Origin of the sequence: Brevibacterium permense (assembly GCF_025506275.1) — a bacterium.
Lineage (GTDB): Bacteria > Actinomycetota > Actinomycetes > Actinomycetales > Brevibacteriaceae > Brevibacterium > Brevibacterium permense_A.
On sequence record NZ_QYCP01000064.1, the window covers coordinates 1 to 25,284 of the forward strand.

The window sequence follows — 25,284 nt, forward strand, 5'->3', positions numbered from 1 at the left end:
CGTTCGAGTCCCGCCCCTGGTCATCGCACACCGAGGTGCGTCCGCCGAATGGCCGGAGAACACGATCCCCGCGTTCATCGCCGGCATCGACCAGGGTGCCGACATGATCGAAACCGACGTCCACATGAGCGCCGACGGTGAGCTTGTGATCATGCACGACACCACCGTCGATCGCACCACCGACGCCGGCACCCTGTACCCGAATCGGCAAGACCGTCGCATCGCCGGCATGAATGCCGCCCAGATCGCCACCCTCGATGCAGGAAGCTGGAAAGGTGAGGAATTCGCCGGTGTTCGTGTGCCCCGCCTCGCCGAGGTGCTCACCCTCGCCCACGACACCCGCACCGGTCTGCTGCTCGAGGTCAAGCATCCCGAGCTCTACCCCGGAATCGCCGAGGCGGTCCTGTCCGCCCTGCGCACCGTGCCGAATTATCTCGACCGGGCTTTGGCCGCCGGCATGCTCGTCGTCCAGTCCGCCAACTGGGCATTCGTCGAAGAGTTCCACGCGCTCGCCCCGGAGATCCCGGTCGGCGTGCTCGGCCGCCCGTGCCCGGACGAGCTCCAGGACTTCGCCGACTGGGTCGACCAGGTCAACCCCGAATTCTGCGCGGCCGACGCGGACTTCCTCACCGCCATCCATGAGCTCGGAATGACGAGTCTGGTGTGGACCGTCGATGACCTCGGCGAGATGGAACGGGCTATCGACGTCGGCGCCGATGGCATCATCACCAATGCCCCTGACCGCCTCGTCGAGGTCGTCGAGGCTCTCTAGTCGAAAGCGCTCCAGAGCCGGTGGTAGTGGCCCGGCGGCGGCTCAGTCGTGGGCGGGCCGGCGGATCGCGAGGTCGTGGGACTTGTCGCTCTCCTCGTCGCCGGATTGGGCAGACTCTTCGTCGCTGGTCTGGCCGTCGTAAGTCGGAGCGCAGTTGAGAGTGCGGACCGCAAGCACGAGGCTGCCGAGGACGAGGCCGAACATGCTGATGACCCAGCCCGGGTATCCCATGGCGACGGCCGGAGGATACCCGAATGCCAGTATGGTCGACTCCCAACACAGGTGCAGTCCGCAGGCGATGACGACGAACGCCAGAGTGCGAGCAGATCGCGGTGTGGTGCCGGACGAAGACGAGCCGAGGGCCGGCTCATCGGCCGGCAGCGACCGAGCCTCGGCGATGACCCGCAGGGCGGCGATGGCGGAGACGAACCCGACCGCCGCGCCCAGAGCGTTGAACGCATCACCGTCCTCGAACAGGAACATGGCGTCGACGAACATGGTTCGCAGCAACCAGACGAGGAGCACGATCCCGGTCGCAGCGAACAACCCGATGGCGGCAGCACGGGAACGGCGGCGGAGGACTGCGGGGGCGGCCGTCTCGGCGACAGGGACGAGGCGGGCCGTGACTGCGGCCAGGGCGAGGGCCACGACGCTCGGGAAAGCCACCGCGACGATGAGGCTCACGGCGCCCAGGGCCGTGGTGAGCGCGGGATTGTCGGCCAGAACGCCGGTGTCGGCGCCGAACGTGTCGATGGTGAAGATCGACTTGAGCGCTTCGACGGCGCAGAGGAACACTGTGACGACGATGAAAACGCCGCGGGGGATCGGGCGAAGTCCGCGGGCGATCGTGATCGCGGCGGCGCCGGAGACCGCGATGAGCGCGAGGCGCAGGAAGCTCGGACCGGGTGACGACACGTAGGAGTCTTGAGCCTTGACCTCGAGGAGCCCGGTGCCGATCCACGTGACGAGGAAGACGACGGCGGCAACGATGGTGATGGCCATTCTGCGGCTGTCGAGGCCGATTCTCGGGTCATGGGCGTCGGTGTTCGGTGAGGTGGTCATGGCCTCATGCTCCCATAAGAACCAGCCTCCTTGTCGACTGTTGCGAGAAGATGTTGCACGTGACCTCGCACGTGATCGTCCGAAGTGAGACGCTGGGGGCATGCCGAACGAACTCGCCGACTCGACCAGCCCCTACCTGCGCGCGCACGCCGACAATCCCGTGGACTGGCGGATGTGGACGAAGGAAACCCTCGCCGAGGCGGCCCGCCGTGACGTCCCCCTCCTCATCTCGATCGGCTACTCCACCTGCCACTGGTGCCACGTCATGGCCCACGAATCCTTCGAGGACGAAGCTATCGCCGAGCTGATGAACGACCGGTTCGTGCCCGTGAAGATCGACCGGGAGGAACTGCCGGACATCGACGCCTACTACATGAACGCACTGCAGGCGATGACCGGCCAAGGCGGATGGCCGATGACGATCTTCGCAACACCTGCCGGCAGTCCCTTCTATGCCGGCACCTACTTCCCGCCCGCGCCGCGGGGCAATCTGCCTGCGTTCACGCAGGTGCTCTCGGCCGTATCGGCGACGTGGACGGACCGCCGTGACGAGGTCAACCAGATGACGGCCCGGATGGACCGCGGGCTGGCCGAGATGGCCGATGCCGTGACCAGCGCCCTCCCTGCCGAGGCGGCCGCGGAGTCGCTGACCCCCGACGAGCTCGATTCCGCCGCCGCAGCGCTGCTCGATTCCTACGATCCGGCCTGGGGTGGGTTCGGCGGTGCCCCGAAGTTCCCGCCGATGATGAACGTCCTCCAGCTCTTGGCCGCGTTCGTGCGGTTGGGCGGGACCACCTCGGCGAACCAGGAAACCGGCGGGGCCGCCTCGGTGGACTCTGGACCGGGATCGGGCGCCTCGGCGAACGGGGGAGGGACCGGGGAGCACCCGATGGATCGGGTCCGGGCCGAGGATCGGCTCGGCTGGCTCGGCGCCGACGGACATCTGACCGGTGAACTCGTCCTCGACTGCCTCATCGCCGTGCGCTCGACCCTGGCCCGGATCGCCAGCGGCGGCATGCGCGACCAGGTGCGCGGAGGGATCGCCCGCTACAGCGTCGACCGGCAGTGGTTCGTGCCGCACTTCGAGAAGATGCTCTACGACAACGCCCTCTACCTGCGCGCCGTCGTCGCCTGGGCGAAGGTCGAACGCGCCCTGGACCCAGGGTCGAAATGGCTTGCCCTGGCCGAACGCGAGATCGCCGATACCGCGAACTTCCTGATCAGCGACCTGTCGACCGACGACGGGTTCATCGCCGCCCTCGATGCGGATTCACTCAACTCGTCAGGCACCTCCGAAGAGGGCGCGGCCTACGTCTTCACCCCTGAGGAGTTCGCGGAAGCAGGGCAGGCGGGTCTGCTCGGGCTCGTGGACTCGCCGGCCGGGGGCGAGCTCTCCGGCCAGGTGGTCGCGGCCGTGCGCATCATCGACTGGCTCGGTATGGAGGACGTTCCCTTCGACGCCGACCACCCCGCGCCCTGGGACATCGAGGCGTCGAAGCGCCAGCGCGAAGTGCTCGACTGTGCGCGCGCTCGCCGGTCCCAGCCGGCCCGTGACGAGAAGATCATCACCGAATGGAATTCCCTGGCTGTCACCGCCCTCGCCGAGGCGGCCCTGTACTCCGGTGCGGGAGCTGAGCCTGTCGGTGGTGCCGATTCGACAGGGAGTGCGGAGCCGAATGGTGGTGCGAGCACGGGGGACCCCGAATCTGCGGATTCGGCGCGGTGGGCAGAAACTGCCGTGCGATTCTGGACGGCGATGCATGACCGACTCAAGCCGGGCGGTGCACCCGGTTCGAGGGACTCGTCCGACTCGGCTGCGTTCGATGTGCGGCGCTCTTTCACCGGCGGAGTCGCCGGCCCCGGGCGGGGCGGGATCGCCGATTGGGCACAGCTCATCACCGCTGGGACCACGGTCCGGCAGTTGCCGAACGGGGCCGCCTCGGTGAAGGTGGAGGACCTGGCCGACCTCGGTGCGACCATGCTTGACCTCTTCACCTCCGAACGTGGCGACGGGGTCCTCGAAGCGGTCGATTCACTCGGTGACGGGATCATCGACGTGAAGTCGGCGGACCCCGTCGACAACACCGTGCCGTCGGGACGATCCGCAGCCGCTGAGGCGGTGCTGCTGCTGGCCGAAATCGGTGTCGAGGCTGCGACGTCTGGTGGTTCGGAATCGAGCGCGACAGAGGTATCGGGTGAGGCAGCCGCGCCGGATACCGGACGGCTGTTAGAAGTCCGGGATCGGCTGCTCGGTGTCTATCGGGCACTTGCCGGTCAGGCTCCACGCGGGTGCGGACACGCGCTGTGGCAGGCCGAGCGGGCCCTGTCACCCGTGCGAGTCGCCACGACTGACGACGCTTTGAGAGGGATCGCTGCCAGGCATCCGTCGCTCACTCTGCTCACAACCTCGACCGGTGTGCCGGGACCGGACGGTCGGGAGGTCGCCGTCCCCGCGGGAACGGCGATCGTGTGCCGCGGGACCTCGTGCTCGCTGCCGGTGGGCTCGGCCTCGGAGCTGATTGAGCTGTTGGGCCGGTAGGCGCGAGGGTCCGCTCAGCGTTCGAGGCTGAGACCCCGGTAGCGGTTGAGCGCGGCGGCGATCTCCTGCCGTCGCGGTCGGGTCAGGTGGCCCGGGTGGTCGCGGTGGCCGGTGATTCCGTCGAGGCCCTCAGCGTCGAGCATGTCCACGACCTCGGCCAGCGCCTCGGTCAGGGAGGTGCGTCCGTCGAAGATCTCCGCGAGGTATTCGAGGGCTTCGGCCACGCCCGACGCCTGCTGCGTGTCGACGAGCTGAGCGATGGCGATGAGGTCGACGAAGTCGCGGCCGAACTGGATCCGGTCGGATCCCTTCGCACGAGCGGTCCTCGTCTTCGACGTTGGACGCAGCGCCTTCGCCGTCGGCACACGCGGTGCGGCGGCGAAGGCGGGGGCGGCGGGGGAGTCTGAACCGGTGTCCGGGTCGCTGCTGGTCGGAGCCGTTTCGAGTTCGCCGGCGGTGACGCCGACGAGGTCATGCGCCCGGTCCGTGACTTCCTTGGGCACATAGGCGTCGAGCGCGATGACGTGGTCGGCGACTTCGAAGAACGCACTCGACCCACCGGCGACGAGCACCGTGGAGACGCCCTGCTCGGTCAGCAGCGGACGCACGCGATCGACGAACGGGGTGATCGGTTCCCGCTCGGCGGGGATGAGCGCACGCATGCGTTCGTCGCGGATCATGAAGTTCGTCGCCGAAGTGTCCTCGTCGATGAGCAGAGCTTTCGCGCCCGCCTCGATCGCTTCGACGAGATTGGCCGCCTGCGAGGTCGACCCGCTGGCGTTCGTCGTGGAGAAGAATCTCGTGTCAGAACCCGAAGGTAGGTTGTTGATGAACGCCGAGATGTCGTCGCCGGTCACGGCGCGGCCGTCCTCGGCTCGAATGGAGGTGGCAGTCGGGTCGCTGATGACCCATTCGCGCCCGTCGCCGGCGATATGCGGGTAGACGCCGCGTTCGAGCGCGCGCAGAATCGTCGACTTCCCGTGATAGCCGCCGCCGACGATGACAGTGACCCCGCGAGGGATGCCCATACCGGTGACGGTGCGGCCGCTCGAGAGTTCGACCGTGTGCTCGAGTTCGGGAGGGGAGGTGAAGGCAACCGCATCGGAGGAAGTCATCGGCAGGTCCGAATCCCCGGACGTCCGCGGGAGAATCGCACCATTTCCGACGAATCCGATGAGTCCTGCTTCGTCGAGGTGGCTGCGCAGTTGCAGCTGATCCCGGTGCAGTTGGACGTGGTCGGCGAGCCCCTTGGCCGATGGAGCGTGAGTGTTTCCTCCTCTGCCTGCTGGGGCATCTGACCAACGGCCGAAGAGGAAGAGCCGCTCGGCGAATTCCGGCAGATCCCGGGTGAGGATGTCTGCTGCCTGATGGCCGAGGATGCGGCGGCCGCGCGCAGGCAGATTGACGAGCAGTCGTGCCTCGAACCCGGCGTCATCGATGAGGATGTTCGTTCGCTCGAGGACCTCTTGTCCGGGGTGGCCGAGGATGAGTGCGCGCTGATCGAGTTTTGCTAGCACCTCGTTGCCGGCTCGGAGCAGGTAGTCGGATGAGGCGATGCGGTCGGAGCGATCAGTGGTGAGGTCGAGCGGGAACTTCGCATCGGCACGGTCGACGCGGACCCGGACCTTCGACGGGGAAGCGAACGGGTCGGCTTGTACCCGGTCGATGAACACGGTGACCGGTCCGTAGGTGTAGCGCCCGCGGATCTGTTTGAGATTGCCGTAGCTGCGACCGTCGAGATTGTGCAGAGTGGAGGCGAGATTCGACTGACGTGAACTCATTTCACTCATGCTACTGGGTGGAGATGACCGTCTACTCAGCGATTTTGGACTCGACTCCGTAGAACCGGGCCGCGTTCGACCAGAACACGGCGTCCTCCTCGGCGGGGGTGAGAACCTGACGAATGAGCGTGAAATCGGCATCGGCGAAGGGGCGATGTGCCCGCGTCGACGGCAGGTCCGTCCCCACCATCAGAGCGGTCGGGTCGGTGTCGACGATACGACGGACCGCCTCGGCGGGATCGAGCTCCACGCGGCCGAAACCGGTGGCCTTGACCTTGACTCCTGCCTCGACGAGGCGCAGCAGGGCGGACAGTCCCTCCTCGTGCATGCCCAGATGATCGATGCTCACCGCCGGCAGCGAGGCGATGCGTGCAGCGAGATCCTCATCGATGGTGCGAGCGTCGATATAGAGCTCGGCATGCCATCCGACGAGGTCATGGACCCGCCGGGCAAAGCTGTCTAGAGCATCGAGGGTGGCCGAACCGCCGCGAGCGATATTGAATCGCAGAGCCTTGACTCCGGCCTCGTCGAGGAGCCGGATCTGATCATCGGTGGTCTCATTCGGCAGCTGAGTGACGCCGACATAGCTGCCGCCGAGCTCACGCAGGGCCTCGATGAGGTAGCCCTGGTCGAAGCCTTGGAACGAACCGGACACGACAGCTCCTCCGGCGATCTCGACTCCCACATCGGGGAGGCTCTGCAGTCGAGCGCGGTAGTCGGCCACAGTGAACGGGTCGGGCAGGTAGCCGTTGTTCTCGATCAGCGGGTGGGTCCGATCGATGATGTGCAGGTGCGCGTCGAAGGCACGCTGGAGTTCGCTCATACCGTCAACCTACATCGTCTCCGAACTGCTCATTCAAGGCGTGGCGCGTCTGTCGGTCTGTGCACCGTTCGATGGGCGCGCCACGCCTTTAACGTTGCTGAAGAGGAGTGCGGAGGAGCGGCTCGCGGATTCTCATTCTTCGGCACTGTGGATAACGATCCCATCAAGGGTCTCGAACGCGCGGTCGACAGACCTGGCCATGTCAGTGCCTCGGTATATTGTGAGGGAGTTCACATTGAAGTGATCGGGCGGCGCTATCGACGGTGATGGTGGCTGCCCTCTACGAGCATTTGGAAGGATGAGGATGTCCGGACGCACTGCCGAGGCCGCTTCGACAGACCCGGTGCAGCAGACCGACGTCGACGAGCTCATCGCTCAATACGATGAAGAGCTGCCGCAGCGGACGCTGTCGCGCCGACTCGACCTCGGTGTCGGCATCGTCTGCTTCGTCGTCTCGCTGTTCGTCCTCAACCAGGTGTTCTTCCCCCTGCGGCAGGGCAACCAGTTCTACCTCATGTGGTTCCTCGCTTTCGTGCTGCCGTTGGTCTTCATCTGCTACCGGCCCGGCTTCGGTCGCAAAGCCGAAGCCGCCGACAAAGCCGCCGAGGCAGCGGGAACGGTTTCGACGGCCAGTATGGGGACCGCGGGCAGGGCCGACGCCGAGGTGGGGGCCGCCTCGGCGAAATCGTCGAAATCGACGCATCGACGGACGAAGAACGACAACCCTTCGATCATCGATTGGGTTCTCGTCGTCGTCACCTTCCTCACCTGCGCTTATCCGGTGCTGCCGTTCTTCTCCGGCGGATTCAACGAATTCCTCAACCGGCAGGGATCGCTGACCGGCCTCGACGTCATTATGGGCGGGATCCTGCTTCTGCTCATCCTCGAAGCGACCCGCCGAACCACCGGCCTCATCCTGCCGATCTTCTGCATCGTCTTCTTCCTCTACAGCTACTACGGCTCGTACATCCCCGTGAGCTGGCCGGGCTCGCATGCCGGGCAGAACTTCGACCAGATCGTCAACGCTCTCTACAACGACGCTTCCGGTTTCTACGGAATCCCACTCGACGTGGCCGCGACCTACATCGTGCTGTTCACCATCTACGGAGCCGTTCTCGACAAGACCGGCGCCGCCAGCTTCTTCATCGACCTCAGCTTCTCCCTGTTCAAGAAGTCCAAGGCAGCCCCCGGGCGCACCGTGGCGCTCTCCGGTTTCCTCCTCGGCACGGTCTCCGGTTCGGGCACGGCCACGGCGGTCTCCCTCGGTGCGGTCACCTGGCCGGTGCTCAAAAGGGCCGGCTATCCGAAGGAGAACGCCGGCGGCATGCTGGCCGCCTCCGGCATCGGCGCCATCCTGTCCCCGCCGACACTGGGCGCCGCGGCCTTCATCATCGCCGAGCTGCTCAACGTCTCCTATGGGCTCGTCCTTCTGTGGGCAGTCGTGCCCACCCTCCTGTACTACCTCGGCATCTTCCTCGCCATCGAAATCGATTCCCGCAAGATCGAGGTCGACTACACCCCGCCTCCGGGGCTGCGCTCATGGCCGATCTTCAAGAAGGGCTTCTACCACTTCATCTCACTGGGCATCATCGTCGTCTTCCTCGCACTCGGCATGGCACCGTTCAAAGCCGTCGTGTACGCGACGCTCGTCGGCATCGGATTCGGCATCATCGAGATCATCCTCGCCCGCCGGGGCGAACCCGCCACGATCCTCCGTGCCGTGTGGGATGTGCTCTACGGTGCCCTGTCGACCGGCATCCGCTCGGTTCTGCCGGTGACGAGCGTGTGTGCCGCCGCCGGAATCATCGTCTCGACGATCACGAAGACCGGACTCGGCCAGGTCATCTCCGACATCCTCATCAAGGGAGCACAGGCGTTCTCGAACGACCCGACGGTCATCCTGATCCTCACCTGCATCTTCGCCGCCGTTGCCGTGACGGTGCTCGGTCTGGCAGTGCCGGTGACCGCTTCATTCATCATCAGCTGGGTCATCGTCGGCCCCGCCCTCATCACCCTCGGAGTCCCCGAGGCGGCCGCCGCGATGTTCATCTTCTACTACGCGGTCCTCTCCGAGGTCTCACCGCCGACCGCGTTGGCGGCGGTCGCCTCATCAGCGATCACCGGCGGCCGCGTCATCGCCACCATGTGGCAGGCCTGCAAGTATGCGATCCCTGCCTTCCTCGTCCCCTTGGCCTTCACCTTCACTCCCGAAGGTGCCGCACTGGTCGCCCAGGGAGGGTTCCTCGGCGCGGTCTGGACCTTCCTCGTCTCGGCTTTCGCAGTCGCTGCCTTGGCTGCGGGTGCAGGCGGATGGATCATCCGCCGCGCCGGATGGCCCGAACGGATCCTGTGCTTCCTCGCCGCCGGTGCGCTCCTCTACCTGCAGCCGCTGTCGATGATGGTCGGCTTCGCGGCCCTCGCTCTCGCCGTCGTCATCCACCTCATCCTTCGACGCAAGCCGGCAGCCTCCTCGCCGAGGGGGACTTCGTCCGGAACAGTCGACTCGGCGAAGGACGAGGCAGCGGCGAACGCAGCCGGCACCGGTACAACCGGCACGGGCACAACCGGCACACACGGACCCTATGGCGGACCAGCCGACGAACCACCCTCGTCCGGAACACCGGCCGGGACCAACTGAGAAAGGGACGAAGTCCATGAAGCGAACAAAGACGTTCACGATCGCCGCGGCGGCCCTGGCCGCAGTGCTGACGATGAGTTCATGCGGCGGCAAGCGCGAAGCTGAACCCGCCGCGGAAGGCGGAGACGGTTGCACGGCCGCCTCGGGGCAGATCACCATCGCCACAGGCAACTCGACCGGCGTGTACTACGTGCTCGGCGGCGGTCTGGCACAGGTGATCTCCGACAATTCGGACCTCAAGGCCACAGCTTCGGAGACCGGCGCCTCCGTGCAGAACCTCCAACAGCTGTCCAGCGGCGACTTCGACATCGCGTTCTCCCTGGCCGACACCGCCGCCGACGCAGTGTCGGGCAATTCGGACTTCAAGGAGGCCGAGGACATCTCCGCGCTCTCGCGCATCTACGACAACTACACTCACGTCGTCGTGCGCAAGGACGCGAAGATCGACTCTGTCGAGGACTTCAAGGGCAAGACGATCTCGACCGGTTCGCCGAAGTCCGGCACCGAGGTCATCGCCAACCGGCTCATCGAATCCGCCGGTCTCAAGGACGGCGACGTCACCAAACAGCGCCTCGACCTGCCGAAGACCGTCGACGGGATGAAGGACGGAACGATCGACGGCATGGTGTGGTCCGGCGGACTGCCCACGGCCGGCGTCACCGACCTCTTCACCTCGAGCGGCAAGGACGTCGAGATCCTCGACATCTCCAACCTCGAAGGGAAGATGAAGGAGATCAATCCCGTCTACGAGGTGGCCGAGATCCCCGGTGACACGTACAAGGGCGTCGACACGGTGAAGACGATCGTCACGCCGAACGTGCTCATGGTCCGCAACGACATGGACGAAGGCACGGCCTGCGCTCTGACGAAGCTCCTTTTCGACAAGAAGGACGATCTGGTCAAGGTGCATGCCGCGGCGAAGGAGATCAGCCTCGACACCTCCGAACCGCCGGAGCCGATCAAGCTGCACCCGGGATCGCAGAAAGCGCTGGACGAGCTGAATAAGTAAGAGCGAACTGCCCAACCGCTCGTTCACGGCGTGGCGCGTCTGTCGATCTGCGTACAGTCCGATGGGCGCGCTCCGCCTTGAACGACGCTGTCGAGAAGCGGAGCACACCGCCTCGCATGGCTGGCCATGCGACCCGCGGCCAGAATTCTCCGGGACCCTCGATCAGTCTGCCTTAAGTCCGACGGTCGGATCGGGCAGGTAGACCTCTCCGCCCGAGGCGAGGAACTCGCGGCTCTTCTGCTGCATTCCCGCCAAGGCCTCCTGCGCCTCGGCGCTGCCATAGGTGTCGCGGATGTCCTGGGAGATGCGCATCGAGCAGAACTTCGGACCGCACATCGAACAGAAGTGCGCGGTCTTCGCCGGTTCCGCCGGCAGCGTCTCGTCGTGGTACGCCTCGGCGGTCTCCGGATCGAGGCCGAGGGCGAACTGGTCCCGCCACCGGAATTCGAATCGAGCCTTCGACAGCGCATCATCGCGGGCCGTCGCACCCGGGTGGCCCTTCGCGATATCGGCGGCATGCGCGGCGATCTTGTACGTGATCACCCCGGTCTTGACGTCGTCACGGTCGGGCAGCCCGAGATGCTCCTTCGGGGTGACGTAGCAGAGCATCGCCGTGCCGTAGCGGGCGATCTCCGTCGCCCCGATCGCCGAGGTGATGTGGTCGTATCCGGGAGCGATATCCGTGACCAGCGGACCCAAGGTGTAGAACGGCGCACCGTGACAGAGCTCCTGCTGACGTTCGACGTTCTCGGCCACGAGGTGGAGCGGAATGTGCCCGGGCCCTTCGACCATCACCTGGACGTCGTGGGCCCAAGCGCGTTCGGTGAGTTCGGCGAGTGTGTCGAGCTCGGCGAACTGGGCGGCATCGTTGGCATCGGCGATGGACCCCGGCCGCAGTCCGTCGCCGAGAGAGAAGGCGACATCGTAGCGGGCGAAGATCTCACAGAGTTCATCGAAGTGGGTGTAGAGGAAGTTCTCCTCGTGGTGGGCCAGGCACCATCCGGCCATGATGGACCCACCGCGTGAGACCATCCCGGTGACCCGGTCGGCCGTGAGAGGAACATAGCGCAGCAGCACACCGGCGTGCACGGTCATATAGTCGACACCCTGCTCGCACTGCTCGATGACAGTGTCGCGATAGATCTCCCAGGTCAGCGCGTTCGCATCGCCGTCGACCTTCTCCAGCGCCTGATAGATCGGGACGGTGCCGATGGGGATCGGCGAATTGCGGATGATCCACTCTCTGGTGGTGTGGATGTCATTGCCGGTCGACAGATCCATGAGGGTGTCGGCACCCCACTTCGCGGCCCACCGCAGCTTCTGCACCTCCTCGGCGATGGAGCTGGTGACCGCGGAATTGCCGATGTTCGCATTGATCTTGACGAGGAACGCCTTGCCGATGATCATCGGCTCGGATTCGGGGTGATTGATGTTGTTCGGAATGATCGCGCGACCGGCGGCGAGCTCGGCGCGCACGAGTTCGACATCGCACTGTTCGCGGAGCGCCACGAACCGCATCTCCGGGGTGATGATGCCCTGCTTTGCGTAGTGCATCTGGGTCACCGTGCGGCCGGACTTGGCCCGACGGGGGACCGGTTTGCGTCCCTTCCACTGCTGTGACGGAGCACCTCGGCGGACGGCAGCACGACCGTCATCGGCGATGCGATGGCCGCGGGCGTCATACGTCTCAGTGTCGAGGCGGTTCTCGATCCACGGGAATCGCAGAGCGGACAGTCCCTCTTCCGGAATGCTGCCCGGTCCGACGGTGCGGTACACGTCGACAGGTTCGTTGGCCCGGCCGTTCGAGTCCTCGAGCTCGATGCGGGTCACGGGAACGCGGATGCCGTGTTCCTCGTCATCGACCCACGCCGGCGAATGCGTCGGATACTGCTCGAGGGTGAACTGGTCGAGCGAATCTGCGTCAGACGAAGTCGTGGCAGGTGTTTCAGGGGTGAATGCAGTCATCTGCAGTCCTCACTTCCTACGCCGGTATCAACCGGATCAGGTTCTACGGTCTCGGACGATCCAGTCCGATCTCAGCCCTTGCAGCGGGCTCCCGTGGGGTCGTGCCATTCGTATCACGACTGACGCAGCGAAGACAACTGCATCCCTCGAAGCATCAGTCAGATCGGTGTGATGACCATTCCTCGGCGAGAATGGCGTAGGAACAGCCGTCGAGCCAGCCTCGATCGGCATGCCATGACGCCTGAACTGAGTACTCCTCGAGCCGCATTCCCAGTTTCTCCAGGATCCGACGGGACGCACGATTGTCGGCAAAGCATCCGGCGCTCACACGTCGCAGACCGAGCTCGTCGAATGCCAGGTGCAACATCACCTGGGCGACCTGACCGCCGAAACCGCGACCCTGATGACGCGGGTCGACGAGGTAGTCGATTCCCGCCTCACAGTTCCGATAGGCGTTCGGGTCTCCATGGATCTGTCCTTGGCCGTCGTAGATCCACAGCGTTCCGGTCGCAACGACATCCTCGCCGTGGCGGGCGACGAGTACATGATGAAGCGGGTTGTCGAGGCTGTCCAACCACTCCCGCTTCAGCGAAGCAGGATCAACAATGGTCTGGACGAGCCATTCGGTCACTGCCGGGTCATTGCGCCAGCGCAGCACAGAGTCGATGCTCTCAGGGTCGGGTGCGGTGAGCGTGAGCGGTCCGGCGCGCCACGACCGTTTTCGGAAGTGATCCTCCTCGTGCATTCGGCCTCCTTGCCGATCAATGGTGAGAAAATCCGACCGCCACGGCAGGGTCGCGGAACCAGTTTCGCAGAGTTATGGGACAGGTTGAGGGTCAGCTGCCCTGGAGGAACGCCTTCGCGGCCGCACTGAGGGCGACGACGTCGGAGACCGCGACCATTTCGCGGGCCGAATGCATCGAGTACAGGGCCGGGCCCACATCGACGGTCGTCATGCCCAGCCGGGTTGCGGTCAGCGGTCCGATCGTCGACCCGCAGGGCATCGCATTGTTCGACACGAAATCCTGGTACTCGACTCCGGCGGTCGCGCACGCCTGTGACCACACGGCGGTGCCCACTGCATCCGTGGCGTAGCGCTGCTGAGCGTTGAGCTTGAGCAGGGGACCGCTGCCGAGGCGGGGGCGGACATGCGGATCGTGCCGTTCCGGATAGTTCGGATGGGCAGCATGCCCGGCATCGGAGGAGACACACACCGAGGTGGCCATCGACGCGAGATAATCGCTGCGAGTCGACTGCGGCAGCAAGGAGGCGACGATGCGCTCGGTGACGTCGGCGAGGAACGGACCGCACGCGCCCGAGCGCGAATTCGACCCGATCTCCTCATGATCGAACGCCGCGAACAGGGGGATGCCGTCGAGCCCGTCGGCATCGAGCTGGGTGAGCGCGGTGACGCCGGCGTGGACGGAAAGAAGGTTGTCCAGCCTCGGCGAGGCGAAGAACTCCTCGGCGGCACCGAAGAGAGCCGGCTCCTGAACGGGAATGGTGTAGACATCGTGGCCGACGACGGACTCGGCATCGACCCCGGCCGACTGTGCGAGCAGTTCGATGATGTCCGCCTCGGCGAGGTCGGCCAGGCCGATGACGGGAGTGGTGTGACGCTGCTTGTCCAGGGCCAGACCCTCATTGACCTGCCGATCGAGGTGGATCGCGAGCTGCGGGATGCGGGCGATCGGCCCGGTGCGGGCGAGCACGATGCGGCCGTCGGCGAGGCTGAGTCGACCCGCGAAGGCGAGCTCACGATCGAGCCACGAATTCAGCAGCGGCCCGCCGTAGATCTCCACCCCGACCTGCCGGGTGCCTTCGGCGGTGAACTCGCCGCCGGGTTTGAGTTTGAACGCCGGGGAATCGGTGTGGGAACCGAACACACGGAACCGGGGAGCCACCTCGGTGACGGTGGGATTCATCCACGCGATGAGCGCGCCGTCGCGGATGACGCAATGGCCGGTTCCGGGCGTCAGCACCCAGGGAACGGACTCGTCGAGGCGGGAGAAACCGGCCTCTTCCAGGCGTTTCGCTGCCGTGTCCACCGCGTGATACGAGCTGGGAGATGCGCTGACGAAGTCGCCGAGGTCGGCCGCTGTCGTCACGGCCACATCCGGTCCCGGGAGTGATTCATTCATTTCCCCAGCCTATCGTTTGCGGTAGTTTGGAGGTGAAGAAGATCAGGCCTCAGACGCCGGGTTGCCACCGGGTCCGAGAATCAGGCGGGGGCAGCGACCCTGCGACCGCACCAGCGACGGCAAGGAGTGTTCGACGTGAACCAGTTCGTGACGGAGTGGAACACCTGGCGCGACTCACGGAACTCAGCCCTTGCGAAACCGTTCGGCTGGCTCAGCGTCGTCGGACTCCACTGGCTCGACGCCGAATCGACCTGGACCGACGCCCCCGGCACGTTCACCGTCGATGACGGATGGGTGACCGTATCCCTGAAGACCGGGATCAAGGCCGGCCCCGCAGCCGAGACATTCGATCTGCTCAGCAAGGTCGACAATGGTGAGTCGGCTGGTGCCGCTGCTGCTTCTGGCATGAACGGCGGAGGGCCGAGGCGTGCGACCAGCCCGGCCGTGCCCAGCGACACCTCGACTCTGCCGAGGGTGATGGACCAGTCCGGTGCGGGCGCGGCTGCGGCAGACTCTGCGGGCGGCGACTCTTCTGCTGGAACGGGCGCCGGATCCGATGCGGGGTCCGAGGGACACACAGCAGTGCCCGCCAAGCCACAGGTCCGCGTGGAAGAGAACGGGTTCAGCGCGAAGCTTCCGAACGGCGGCTCGCTCAACTGGTTCACCGTCGGCAACGTCCTCTACGAACTCATCGATCGGGGCGGCCGCCTCGGCGTGCGTGTGCGCAATTCGAAGTCCCCGCTGCTCGGGAAGTTCTTCGAGGTTCCGGTCTTCGACCCGGACCCGGACTTCGTCTTCCTCGCCCGATTCACCAGGTTCGACCCGTTCAAGACCTATACGATCGAAACTGCCCAAGAGGACCTGCAGCTGCAGACGCAGGCGGCGGGAACCGTCACCTTCGAGACCCCGCGCGGTGAGGTGAGCCTGCTCGCCACCGGGTGCCCGAAAACCGGGCTCCAATTGGACTTCCACGATTCGACGAACGGGTGCACCACCGCGGCGTGGCGGACCATCGACCTCGGAGTGCCGAATCAGGACGGGTCGCTCGTCATCGATTTCAACCGTGCGGTGAACTACCCGTTCGCGTTCACCTCATTCGCCACCTGCCCGGCCCCGATCGAGGGAAACGTCGTTCCCTTCGACGTCACAGCAGGTGAGCGGCGTCCCCCGTTCTTCTACTCGGAGGCCGGGATCAACGTGCCGTTCCTCTTCTACGTGTGGTGGGACGAAGAGAGCGCCGAGGTGACTCGCCCCTGGTATTCGCGTTTCGGCCTCGACATCACCATTCTCAACCCCAACCACGACGACGGGCGGATCTCGCTCGTCGGCTTCGACGGGGTTGCGATGTCCGGCGGGGATCTGTCGCCGCTGGGGCGCAAGGCCCGGTCGCGACTCATCGATGTCGCCACCGAAGCGCTGACTTCACGGATTCCGGTCATCGGCATCGGTGCATATTCGGCGTTCGTCATCCAGGCCCAACGTGAGCTGCGTTCGCAGCAGGGCTATGTCGACGGCATCGAAACCGAATACGAGGCGCCAGCGGACCGTCTGCTCATCGTGATGAACAACGAACTTGACCCGAAGAAGGCCGGTTTCGACATCGTCCACACCGACGCCAGCGGGCTGATCTACGTGGAGATGCCCTTCGACATTCCGCTCGAATCCGATCGCACCGAGGTCGAGGATTTCCAGGCGGCGATGGAATCCGGTGCCTCGATCACGAGCTGGCAGGAATTCGACTACCGCATGGTCGCCCTCATCCGCCACCACCGCTGAGGGCCGCCCCGCTTCAGCCCCAGCGCCTGCGCCCTCCCCGAACTATCCGACGGCGGCCCAGCAACCTCGCGCGAGGTTGCTGGGCCGCCGTCAGGTAGCAATTACCAGATGGTGACTCGCTGGTCGGGGGCTAAGTACATGCCGTCGTCTTCTGCCACGCCGTAGGTGTCGTGGAAAGCGGTCATGTTCTTCACGACCTGGTTGCAGCGGAACTCCTCCGGCGAATGCGGGTCGATCGACAGCCTGCGCACACGCTCCTCGGTGCGCATCTTCGACCGCCATGCCTTCGCCCATGCCTCGAAGAACGCCTTCGCCTGATCGGCCGACGGCGTCACCGGCACGCCCGGAGTGCCCGCGCGTTCGCCGAGCTCGAGTTCAAGCGCCTTCCACCCGATCGACAGACCACCGAGGTCACCGATGTTCTCACCGACCGTCAGCGCCCCGTTGACGTGCTGGTTGGCCTCGAGACCGGTGGGAACCAGTTCTTCGTACTGGGTGATCAGCGCATTCGTGCGCTCCTCGAACAGGGTCCGATCCGATTCGGTCCACCAGTCGACGAGGTTGCCGTCACCGTCATAACGCGATCCCTGATCGTCGAAGCCGTGACCGATCTCGTGGCCGATGACCGCGCCGATCGCTCCGAAGTTCGCGGCCACGTCGCCGTCGGCGTCGAAGAACGGCGGCTGGAGGATCGCTGCTGGGAAGACAATCTCGTTCATCACCGGGTGGTAGTAGGCGTTGACCGTCTGCGGGGTCATCAGCCATTCCGTGCGGTCGATGGGTCCGCCGATTCGCTTCACCTGTCGCACATGCTCGGCCTGCGAGCAGCGACGCACGTTCCCGACCAGGTCGGAGGCGTCGATCGCGGCCGGGTACTCCCGCCACACGTCCGGGTAGCCGACCTTCGGAGTGAACTTCGAAAGCTTGACCAGCGCCCGTTCCTTCGTCTCCTCACTCATCCAGTCGAGTTCGCGGATCGACTTGTCATAGGCCTTGATGAGCATGCCCACGAGATGGTCGATCGCGTCCTTGGACGACGGCGGGAACTCCGCTGAGACGTAGAGTTTGCCCACGGCCTCACCGAGGTAGCCCTCGACGAGGCTGACCCCGCGCTTCCAGCGCTTCCGCAGGGCAGGAGTGCCCGAGAGAGTGCGGGAGTTGAAGTCGAAGTTCTCCTCGACGAACTCATCGGAGAGCAGCGAGGCGGTGTCGGAGACGACGACGAAGCGCAGCCACGTCTTGATGGTCTCGATGTCGGTCTCCGCCCACACCTTCGCCATGCCCGTGACGAACGAGGGCTGGGAGACCACGAGGTATTTGAGATCGGACGCATCGGCGGTGAGGATCCCCAGGTAGGAGTCGAAGTCGAACTCGGGTCCGAGGTCGCGCAGCTCGGAGATCGAATACTTGTTGTACGTCTTCTCCGCATCACGGCAGGCCACGCGGTCCCAGTGGTGGCGGGCGAGCTCGGTCTCGAACGTCATCACCTTGGCGGCCACCTCGGCGTCGGAGATTCCGGACTTCTCACCGAGGCCGGCCAGGGCCGCGATCTTCTGCACGTGGGCGAGGAATTTCGCGCGAACCTCGGCGTGGTCGTCGTTGAAGTAGTAGTCCTCGTCGGGCAGGGAGATCCCGGCCTGGACGAGGTAGAGGGCGTAGACGTCGGAGTCCTTTGCATCGGCGGTGACGTATCCGCCGAGGAGACCGCCGATGCCTTCGGTCTCCAACCGGGCGAGCAGGGCGGCGAGCTCTGACTTGTCCTCGGCGGCGTCGATGGCTGCGAACGTCGAGGTCAGCGGGGCGACACCGAGTTCGTTGATGCGATCGACATCCATGAACGAGGTGAACAGGTCGGCGACCTTCTGTCCCTCGGAGCCGGGTTCCTGCGGGCTGTCGGTCACGGAGGTGATGATGTCGCGGACCTTGGTCTCGGCGGTGTCGAAGAGCTCACGCATGGCTCCGTCGCCGGCACGGTCGTCGGGGATCGTGAACGAGTCGATCCACTCGCCGTTGATGTGCTGGTACAGGTCATCCTGAGGCCTGATCGAGGTCTGTGAGGTTTCAGAAGTCATGGCCCCACAGTATCGTGATCAGAGCCCCGCACGCCCCGCCCGAGGAGGAGATATGAGTCCGGCATCCGTCGTTTTCGTGTGCACCGGCAACATCTGCCGATCCGTCACCGCCGAACGTGTGCTCTTACATCACCTGGCCGATACCGGCGCCGAGGCGGTCATCGACTCCGCCGGGATCAGCGACGAAGAGGCCGGCAACCCCATCGACCCACGTCAGGCGCGTGTGCTCGCTGCCGCCGGCTACCGCACCGACGATCACGTCGCCCGGCAGATCACCCCCGAATGGTTGGCCGAACGCGACCTGGCGGTGGCGATGACCGCCCGCCATTATCGTGCCCTGCAGCGGATGATCGCAGACCTTCCTGCCGAGGCGGCCCCGGAGCTGCGGATGCTTCGCGAGTTCGATCCGCGGGTGGCCGGGGTCGAGGGCGACGGTGTTCCGGCGCCGGATGTCGAGGATCCCTGGTACGGGGAATTCAAGGATTTCGAAGAAACACTTGAGACAATTGAAGTGTCCGTGCCGGGAATCACGGATCGTCTGCGCGCGCTGGCCGCGAAAACTCAGTGATACTAGTAGGCACAAGCTTGCTGACACGACCGACATCGCAGGTACGCCTCGAAGGAGAAACTCTCATGACTCGTCTCATGACACGACAGAACTGGTCCGCTCTCAGGCTGGGCTTCGCCGCCCTGCTGGTGGCCGCGATGAGCGTGTTCGCTTTCGCCCCCGCCGCCAGTGCCCATGATCAGCTGGTGTCGTCGAATCCCGAGGACGGTGCCGAACTCGATCAGCAGCCCAAATGGCTCGAGATGAACTTCTCCGGCGACATCCAGGAAGTCGGCTCCGAGGTCAAGGTCGTCGTCGACGGCAAGGATGTCTCCGCAGGTGAGCTGACCGTTGAGGGCAAGAAACTCAGCGTCGCTCTGCCCGATGACCTCAAACCCGGCGACTACAAGGTCACCTGGCGCGTGGTGTCGCAGGACGGTCACCCGATCTCCGGCGACTACTCGTTCGCGATCAAGGATGCCGAAGGTGCCGGCGGCGACGTCAAGGAATCGTCCGGAGAGTCGACGAAGGCTGGACTCGGCGGCGGAGTGGTCGATGAACCGGGCAAGGACACAGAGGATCGTGGCGAGATCGGCGAGTCCACCGGCAGTGATTCCGGAATGTCGACGCCGATGATCGTGCTGCTCTCCGTCGGCGGCCTGGCCATCATCGTCATCGTCGTCCTGCTCATGCGTCGGAAGTCCCAGGGCCTGCCCGGCACCAAGGACAACTGAGCGAGCACGCCGACACAGCACGACTGTCACGAGGCCCCGAACGCGAAGAGCGTTCGGGGCCTCGGCGTCGTCGGATCGTGGCGGGGTCGGTGGCGATCCCGTTCAAGCGCCAGCGCAGTGATGGCGAGGTACACCGGCTGATCAGTGTGCTTCGCCTTGAGGAGAGGCAAGTGAAGAGGTCGGGTCGGCACCTCAGGGCGTGAAGCGCAGGAGACGGTCGTCGTCCGGGCCGGGCTCTCCGCGGCCGTCGGTGTTGTTCGTCAGTACGAGCAGCGACCCGTCGGGCGCTTCGATCACATCGCGCAGTCGCCCATGCTCGCCGGTCCACAGCTCTGACGACGACTTCAGGTCGTCGAGCGGAACCTGGTGCAGGCGCTCACCACGCAGCTCGGCGATGAGGATGCTGTCGTCGGTGACGGCCAGTCCGCTGGGGCTCGCTTCGTCGGGGGACCACTGCTGCACCGGGTCGATGAAATCACCGTCCCCGTCACCTGCACCGCCGTCACCCGCACCGTTGCCCTCGGGGATACCCTCGACCTCGGGCCATCCGTAATTCCCGCCGGCTTCGATGACGTTGAGTTCGTCCCACGTGTCCTGCCCGAATTCCGAGGCGTACATCGTGCCCTCATCGTCCCACCCGATGCCCTGCGGATTCCGGTGCCCCATGCTGAAGACGAGCGAATCGCCGAACGGATTGTCCGCAGGTTTGTCGCCGTCGGGCGTCATGCGCAGAATCTTCCCCGACAGCGCCTTCTCGTCCTGCGCACTGTCGCGATCGCCCGTGTCGCCGAGCGTGGCATAGAGCATCCCGTCGGGTCCGAACGCCAGCCTTCCGCCGTTATGGAAGTTCGCGGTCGGCAGCCCGTCGAGGATCGTCTCCTCCTCACCCAGGGACAGATTCCCGACCTCGCCGAGGAGGTCGAATCGTACGATCCGATTCTCCGTCCCAGCGGCGAAGAAGGCATAGAGACGGTCCTCGTCGACGGCGAGACCGTGGAGGCCCGCCTCACCCGAGGCCGAGGCATCATCGATCCGGCCGACCTCGCGAACGTCTCCACCTGCGGAGACTTCGAGGATGCGACCCGAATCGCGTTCACTGACCAGCATCGTCTGCCCCTGGAAGGCGATCGACCACGGAGATTCGAGTCCGGTGGCGACGACCTCGGGAGAGTCCGCGCCCGGTGCCGACGATGTGGACCCGGTGTCGGACGATCCTGAACCACTGCTCGCCGAGGCGGTCCCCGACTCCGCCCCGTCCCGACCGTCGGCCCCGCCGAAGTTCGAATCGGAGGAACAAGCGCTGAGAACGACGGCCAGGGACACCGCGGCTCCGGTGAGGAGCCGTCCGGTGCGGGAGTGTGCTGGGGTGCTCATGATCTCTCCTTCATCGGGGAGTCCGGTGGCACAAGACTATCCGCCGGTCGCCTGTGAACTGAACCACTTGCCGGCGACTGGGACCGACTGCCCAGGAATAGAACCGTCTGCTCGGACTGTTGCCCCAAGTGACTGAAATTCTGCGACCGCGTCCCGCAACCGCACCGCACGCCCACCGAAGGAGCCCTCCGCCTTGTCCGTTCCGTTGAACATCCTCGATCTCGTCTCCATCCGGGAAGGAGCTGCCGCTCGCGAGGGCATCGCCGAATCGATGACGAACGCGAAGCTCGCTGACGAACTGGGATACAAGCGCCTGTGGTTCGCCGAGCACCACAACACGATGGGCCTGGCCGCCAGCGCCACGGCCCTGCTCATCTCACAGGCCGCCTCGGTGACGGAGCAGATCCGGGTCGGATCCGGCGGCGTCATGCTGCCCAACCATGCCCCACTCATGGTGGCCGAACAGTACGGAACGCTCGCGAACATCCACGGTGATCGCATCGACTTAGGGCTCGGACGTGCCCCCGGCACGGACGGGATGACCGCGCAGGCGCTCGCCCGATCCTCGGCCGAACCACAGGACTTCGCACAGAACATCTATGACATGCAGGGCTGGTTCTCCGAGACGGGGCAGGCACACACCATGCCGATCAAGTCCGCGGTCTCGGCGGGGATGAACGTGCCCATCTGGGTGCTCGGATCGACGATGAACGGCGCCTCGATCGCCGGTCAGCTGGGTCTGCCGTTCTCCCTGGCCTCGCACTTCGCGCCCGATCAGATCGACATCGCGATCAAGACCTACCGCGATTCGTTCACCACCGATGCGCCGACCGCGCAGATCGACGAACCCTACGTCATGGCCGGGATCAACGTCATGGTCGCCGATACCGACGCCGAGGCGGCCCGCCAGTTCACCTCGGTGCAGCAGATGTTCAACGACATGCGCACCGGCCGCCGCCGCAATCTGCAGCCCCCGGTCGACCCGGCCGAGATCTATGCGCAGGGCGGAACCAGCCCGATGCTGTCCATCAGCGCCGTCGGCTCACCCGATACCGCGACCGCGCAGATGGCCGAATTCGTCGAACGCACCGGCGCCGACGAACTCATCACCGTCACCTACGCCTACGATCCAGAGGTGCAGCGCCGGTCGCTGAAACTGCTCGCCGACGCCTGGTTCTGAGGTTCGGCGGTCAGTCGAGGACCCGCACGTAGTCGGAGAGACCGGGTTCGGTGTCGGTGAGAGTGCGGGCGGTGGACAGGATCGTCGACTCCATCGCCGAGGCGGCCCTGGTCGCCCGCACGTCCGCGCGCGTCGCGAGGCTGACCGTGCGCGGCAGACGCGGATCGACCAGTGGGACCGAATCCAGCAAGGGGCGGTCGACGAGGACCATTGCCGGGACGATCGCGACCCCGAGGCCGCGCTCGACGAACCGCAGAGCCGCATCCATCTCCACGCCCTCGACGACGACCCGGGGAGTCAGGCCGGCCGTCTCGAACGCCGCCGACGTCGCCTCCCTGAGGTCGTAGCCGTGATGGAACAGGACCTGGGGACGGTCGGCCACCTCGGCGAGGGTGATCCGATCGGTCATCGCACGGCCTGAGGTGAGCAGATCGGAACCGGCGGCGGCGATGACGACGAGATCCTCGGCGAGGACCCCGCGCAAGCTCAGCCTCGGCATCTGCGGGGCGAGGTCGAAGGTTCGAGTGATGAGCGCGAGGTCGAGCTCGCCGCCGGCCAGTGACTCGATGAGCTCACGGGAGCCTTTCTCGACGAGCTCGAGTTCGACGCCGGGATGGGCCGTGTGGAACCGGCTGATCGCCTCGGCCACGAGGCTCACGCACAGGGTCGGAGTCGCGCCGAGCCGGACGCGACCCCGCCGCAGACCGGCGAGCTCGTCCATGTCACGGCGGACCGCCTCGGCGTCGGCGAGCATTCGTTTCGCCGTCGGCAGCAGGGTCTGGCCAGCGTCAGTGAGTGTGATGTGTCCATGCGTGCGGTGGAAGAGCTCGGCCCCGAGTTCCTTCTCCAGCGTCGAGATCTGTCGGGACAGCGAGGGCTGGGCCAAGTGGAGCGTCGCGGCGGCTTTCGTGAAATGGCCGGTGGCGGCCACCTCGGCGAAGCTTCTCAGTTGTTCGAGGTTCATTGTGGGTCTCCGTGCAGGTCAGACATGGCAATAGTCTATCGCTATCGACTTGACTCAAACAATGCATTGGACGTATGGACTGTGCGGTTTCATAGTGGAATCCATGAACACCACACAGGGCGGACCCCGCCGAAAAGAACACTCCATCTCCACCTCGGTGCTGGTCATCGGAACCGGCGGGTCGGGCCTGCGGGCCGCGATCGAGGTCGCCGAAGCCGGCGCCGATGTCCTTGCCGTCGGCAAACGGCCGAAGGAAGACGCGCACACCTCGCTGGCCGCCGGCGGCATCAACGCGGCCCTGGCGACGATGGACCCGGACGACACGTGGCAGCAGCACGCGGCCGACACGATCAAGGAATCCTATGACCTCGCCAACCCCCGCACCGTCGAAATCGTTACCCAGGGAGCAGCCGAAGGCATCGCTGACCTGGAGCGATATGGAATGGACTTCGCGAAGGAGGACGACGGTCGGATCTCTCAGCGCTTCTTCGGCGCCCACACCTGGCGTCGCACCGCTTTCGCCGGCGACTACACGGGGCTGGAAATCCAGCGCACCCTCATTCGTCGCGCCGAAGCCTTAGACATCCCGATCCTCGACCACGTCTACATCACGAAGCTGCTCGTCGCCGACGGCCGCATCTTCGGCGCCTACGGCTTCGACGTCATCGACGGAACCGGCTACCGGATCTACGCCGACGCCGTCATCCTCGCCGCCGGCGGACACAACCGGATCTGGCGACGCACCTCCTCGCGTCGGGATGAGAATACCGGTGACTCCTTCCGCCTGGCCGTCGAAGCCGGCGCCCGACTGCGCGATGCCGAGCTCGTCCAGTTCCATCCCTCGGGCATCATCGAACCCGAGAACGCGGCTGGCACGCTCGTCTCCGAGGCCGCCCGCGGCGAGGGCGGCATCCTGCGGAACGGACTGGGGGAGCGGTTCATGGAACGCTACGACCCGCAGCGAATGGAACTCTCGACTCGCGACCGAGTGGCGCTCGCCGCCTATAGGGAGATCGCCGAGGGGCGCGGCACCGAGAACGGCGGTGTCTGGCTCGACGTGTCCCACCTGCCGCGCGAGACCATCATGAACCGGCTGCCCAGGGTGTTCCAGACGCTCATGGAGACGCAGATGCTCGACATCACGGCCTCGCCGATCGAGATCGCCCCGACCGCGCACTACTCGATGGGCGGAGTGTGGGTCGACCCGGTCGATCACAGCACCGAGGTCGAAGGTCTGTGGGCCATCGGCGAGGCCTCGTCTGGTCTGCACGGGGCAAACCGATTGGGCGGGAACTCGCTCATCGAGCTCCTCGTCTTCGGCCGGATCGTCGGTCGGTCGGCAGTCGCGTACTCCGATTCGCTGGAGGCCCAGGTGCGGTCGCATGCTGCGGTCGACGAGGCGAAGTCCGAGATCTCCGAGCTGCTGGAGGCTGAGGGCACGGAGAACGTGCGAGCCCTGCAGCGCGAGGTCCGCAACCTCATGACCGAGCACGCCGGAGTCGTCCGCGACGAGGCCGGACTGCTTGCCGGTCTGGAGAAGCTCGCGGGCATCGAGGCGCGGATGGCCGACGTCGGCATCCACCCGGATATCGCCGGATTCGCCGATCTCTCCCATGCCTTCGACCTGCGGTCCTCGGTGCTCGCGGCCCGCGCGACGCTCGAATGTGCGCTGGAGCGGCGAGAGACCCGCGGCTGCCACAACCGCAGCGACTACCCGGAGCAGGACCCGAACCTGCAGGTCAATTTGGTCTGGTCGCCGTCGACCGGAGTCGTCCGCGAATCGATCCCTGCGGTTTCGGCAGACGTCGCGGCCCTCATGCAAACCGGCGAAATCAGCCAAGAAGGCAAACTAGTCGAATAATTACTACCCGACGGCGGCCCAGCAACCTCGCGCGAGGTTGCTGGGC

Annotated in this window: 18 protein-coding genes and 1 riboswitch; of the genes, 9 read left to right on the top strand and 9 right to left on the bottom strand. The window is 65.6% G+C overall.

Annotated features, from left to right (window positions below):
- Positions 1–772: glycerophosphodiester phosphodiesterase (locus D3I60_RS02050; RefSeq protein ID WP_262774490.1), on the top strand; the 772-nt coding region annotated here is incomplete at its 5' end.
- Positions 773–814: 42 nt separating this feature from the next.
- Here the strand turns inward: D3I60_RS02050 and D3I60_RS02055 are convergent.
- A complete protein-coding gene (locus tag D3I60_RS02055) occupies positions 815–1,834 on the bottom strand; it encodes a hypothetical protein (RefSeq protein WP_262774492.1) in 1,020 nt (339 codons plus the stop codon).
- Between the two features lie 100 nt (positions 1,835–1,934).
- Here D3I60_RS02055 and D3I60_RS02060 point away from each other — a divergent pair, with 100 nt between their 5' ends.
- Entirely contained in the window at positions 1,935–4,373 is a 2,439-nt protein-coding gene (locus D3I60_RS02060) for a thioredoxin domain-containing protein (protein ID WP_262774493.1), read from the top strand.
- 14 nt (positions 4,374–4,387) lie between these two features.
- Here D3I60_RS02060 and D3I60_RS02065 read toward each other — a convergent pair whose 3' ends face one another.
- Entirely contained in the window at positions 4,388–6,154 is a 1,767-nt protein-coding gene (locus D3I60_RS02065) for an ABC-ATPase domain-containing protein (RefSeq protein WP_262774495.1), read from the bottom strand.
- 31 nt (positions 6,155–6,185) lie between these two features.
- A complete protein-coding gene (locus D3I60_RS02070) occupies positions 6,186–6,977 on the bottom strand; it encodes an amidohydrolase family protein (RefSeq protein WP_262774497.1) in 792 nt (263 codons plus the stop codon).
- Positions 6,978–7,281: 304 nt separating this feature from the next.
- On the opposite strand from D3I60_RS02070, the gene D3I60_RS02075 reads away from it, so the two are divergent.
- Both D3I60_RS02075 and D3I60_RS02080 read left to right on the top strand, forming a co-directional pair.
- A complete protein-coding gene (locus D3I60_RS02075; protein ID WP_262774498.1) occupies positions 7,282–9,615 on the top strand; it encodes a TRAP transporter permease in 2,334 nt (777 codons plus the stop codon).
- Between the two features lie 16 nt (positions 9,616–9,631).
- On the top strand, positions 9,632–10,624 hold the full coding sequence (locus D3I60_RS02080; protein WP_262774499.1) for a TAXI family TRAP transporter solute-binding subunit: 993 nt from the start codon (positions 9,632–9,634) through the stop codon (positions 10,622–10,624).
- 162 nt (positions 10,625–10,786) lie between these two features.
- Here the strand turns inward: D3I60_RS02080 and thiC are convergent, their stop codons facing one another.
- The 3 genes from thiC to D3I60_RS02095 form a co-directional block, all read right to left on the bottom strand.
- On the bottom strand, positions 10,787–12,589 hold the full coding sequence (thiC, locus tag D3I60_RS02085; protein ID WP_262774501.1) for a phosphomethylpyrimidine synthase ThiC: 1,803 nt from the start codon (positions 12,587–12,589) through the stop codon (positions 10,787–10,789).
- A riboswitch (TPP riboswitch) is annotated at positions 12,585–12,693 on the bottom strand. It overlaps the preceding gene by 5 nt.
- A 50-nt stretch (positions 12,694–12,743) precedes the next feature.
- Entirely contained in the window at positions 12,744–13,334 is a 591-nt protein-coding gene (locus D3I60_RS02090; RefSeq protein WP_262774502.1) for a GNAT family N-acetyltransferase, read from the bottom strand.
- A gap of 91 nt (positions 13,335–13,425) precedes the next feature.
- Positions 13,426–14,730: a M18 family aminopeptidase gene (locus tag D3I60_RS02095; RefSeq protein WP_262774504.1), complete on the bottom strand. Its 1,305-nt coding sequence runs from the start codon at positions 14,728–14,730 to the stop codon at positions 13,426–13,428.
- 135 nt (positions 14,731–14,865) lie between these two features.
- Between D3I60_RS02095 and D3I60_RS02100 the strand changes: the two genes are divergently transcribed.
- Entirely contained in the window at positions 14,866–16,506 is a 1,641-nt protein-coding gene (locus D3I60_RS02100) for a DUF1684 domain-containing protein (protein WP_262774506.1), read from the top strand.
- Positions 16,507–16,607: 101 nt separating this feature from the next.
- On the opposite strand, the gene D3I60_RS02105 is transcribed toward D3I60_RS02100, so the two are convergent.
- Positions 16,608–18,578, bottom strand: a complete 1,971-nt coding sequence (locus D3I60_RS02105; protein ID WP_262774508.1) for a M13 family metallopeptidase — start codon at positions 18,576–18,578, stop codon at positions 16,608–16,610.
- Positions 18,579–18,630: 52 nt separating this feature from the next.
- Between D3I60_RS02105 and D3I60_RS02110 the strand changes: the two genes are divergently transcribed.
- Both D3I60_RS02110 and D3I60_RS02115 read left to right on the top strand, forming a co-directional pair.
- Complete coding sequence (locus D3I60_RS02110; RefSeq protein WP_262774510.1) at positions 18,631–19,146, top strand: low molecular weight protein-tyrosine-phosphatase; 516 nt, start codon at positions 18,631–18,633, stop codon at positions 19,144–19,146.
- A gap of 65 nt (positions 19,147–19,211) precedes the next feature.
- Positions 19,212–19,859, top strand: a complete 648-nt coding sequence (locus D3I60_RS02115; RefSeq protein ID WP_244195315.1) for a copper resistance CopC family protein — start codon at positions 19,212–19,214, stop codon at positions 19,857–19,859.
- Positions 19,860–20,051: 192 nt separating this feature from the next.
- Here D3I60_RS02115 and D3I60_RS02120 read toward each other — a convergent pair whose 3' ends face one another.
- Positions 20,052–21,233, bottom strand: a complete 1,182-nt coding sequence (locus D3I60_RS02120; protein ID WP_262774512.1) for a PQQ-dependent sugar dehydrogenase — start codon at positions 21,231–21,233, stop codon at positions 20,052–20,054.
- A gap of 193 nt (positions 21,234–21,426) precedes the next feature.
- Between D3I60_RS02120 and D3I60_RS02125 the strand changes: the two genes are divergently transcribed.
- A complete protein-coding gene (locus tag D3I60_RS02125) occupies positions 21,427–22,413 on the top strand; it encodes an LLM class flavin-dependent oxidoreductase (protein WP_262774513.1) in 987 nt (328 codons plus the stop codon).
- 10 nt (positions 22,414–22,423) lie between these two features.
- On the opposite strand, the gene D3I60_RS02130 is transcribed toward D3I60_RS02125, so the two are convergent.
- Positions 22,424–23,377 (bottom strand): LysR family transcriptional regulator, encoded by a 954-nt coding sequence (locus tag D3I60_RS02130; RefSeq protein WP_262774515.1) that lies wholly within the window; start codon positions 23,375–23,377, stop codon positions 22,424–22,426.
- Between the two features lie 103 nt (positions 23,378–23,480).
- Between D3I60_RS02130 and D3I60_RS02135 the strand changes: the two genes are divergently transcribed.
- Entirely contained in the window at positions 23,481–25,238 is a 1,758-nt protein-coding gene (locus D3I60_RS02135; RefSeq protein WP_262774517.1) for an FAD-binding protein, read from the top strand.
- Positions 25,239–25,284: the final 46 nt, after the last annotated feature.

Coding starts and splice junctions, on each gene's coding strand:
- D3I60_RS02095 (WP_262774504.1), bottom strand. CDS start 14,730: ATGAATGAATCACTCCCGGGACCGGATGTGGCCGTGACGACAGCGGCC.
- D3I60_RS02060 (WP_262774493.1), top strand. CDS start 1,935: ATGCCGAACGAACTCGCCGACTCGACCAGCCCCTACCTGCGCGCGCAC.
- D3I60_RS02090 (WP_262774502.1), bottom strand. CDS start 13,334: ATGCACGAGGAGGATCACTTCCGAAAACGGTCGTGGCGCGCCGGACCG.
- D3I60_RS02105 (WP_262774508.1), bottom strand. CDS start 18,578: ATGACTTCTGAAACCTCACAGACCTCGATCAGGCCTCAGGATGACCTG.
- D3I60_RS02055 (WP_262774492.1), bottom strand. CDS start 1,834: ATGACCACCTCACCGAACACCGACGCCCATGACCCGAGAATCGGCCTC.
- D3I60_RS02075 (WP_262774498.1), top strand. CDS start 7,282: ATGTCCGGACGCACTGCCGAGGCCGCTTCGACAGACCCGGTGCAGCAG.
- D3I60_RS02110 (WP_262774510.1), top strand. CDS start 18,631: ATGAGTCCGGCATCCGTCGTTTTCGTGTGCACCGGCAACATCTGCCGA.
- D3I60_RS02135 (WP_262774517.1), top strand. CDS start 23,481: ATGAACACCACACAGGGCGGACCCCGCCGAAAAGAACACTCCATCTCC.
- D3I60_RS02115 (WP_244195315.1), top strand. CDS start 19,212: ATGACTCGTCTCATGACACGACAGAACTGGTCCGCTCTCAGGCTGGGC.
- D3I60_RS02070 (WP_262774497.1), bottom strand. CDS start 6,977: ATGAGCGAACTCCAGCGTGCCTTCGACGCGCACCTGCACATCATCGAT.
- D3I60_RS02080 (WP_262774499.1), top strand. CDS start 9,632: ATGAAGCGAACAAAGACGTTCACGATCGCCGCGGCGGCCCTGGCCGCA.
- D3I60_RS02130 (WP_262774515.1), bottom strand. CDS start 23,377: ATGAACCTCGAACAACTGAGAAGCTTCGCCGAGGTGGCCGCCACCGGC.
- thiC (WP_262774501.1), bottom strand. CDS start 12,589: ATGACTGCATTCACCCCTGAAACACCTGCCACGACTTCGTCTGACGCA.
- D3I60_RS02120 (WP_262774512.1), bottom strand. CDS start 21,233: ATGAGCACCCCAGCACACTCCCGCACCGGACGGCTCCTCACCGGAGCC.
- D3I60_RS02065 (WP_262774495.1), bottom strand. CDS start 6,154: ATGAGTTCACGTCAGTCGAATCTCGCCTCCACTCTGCACAATCTCGAC.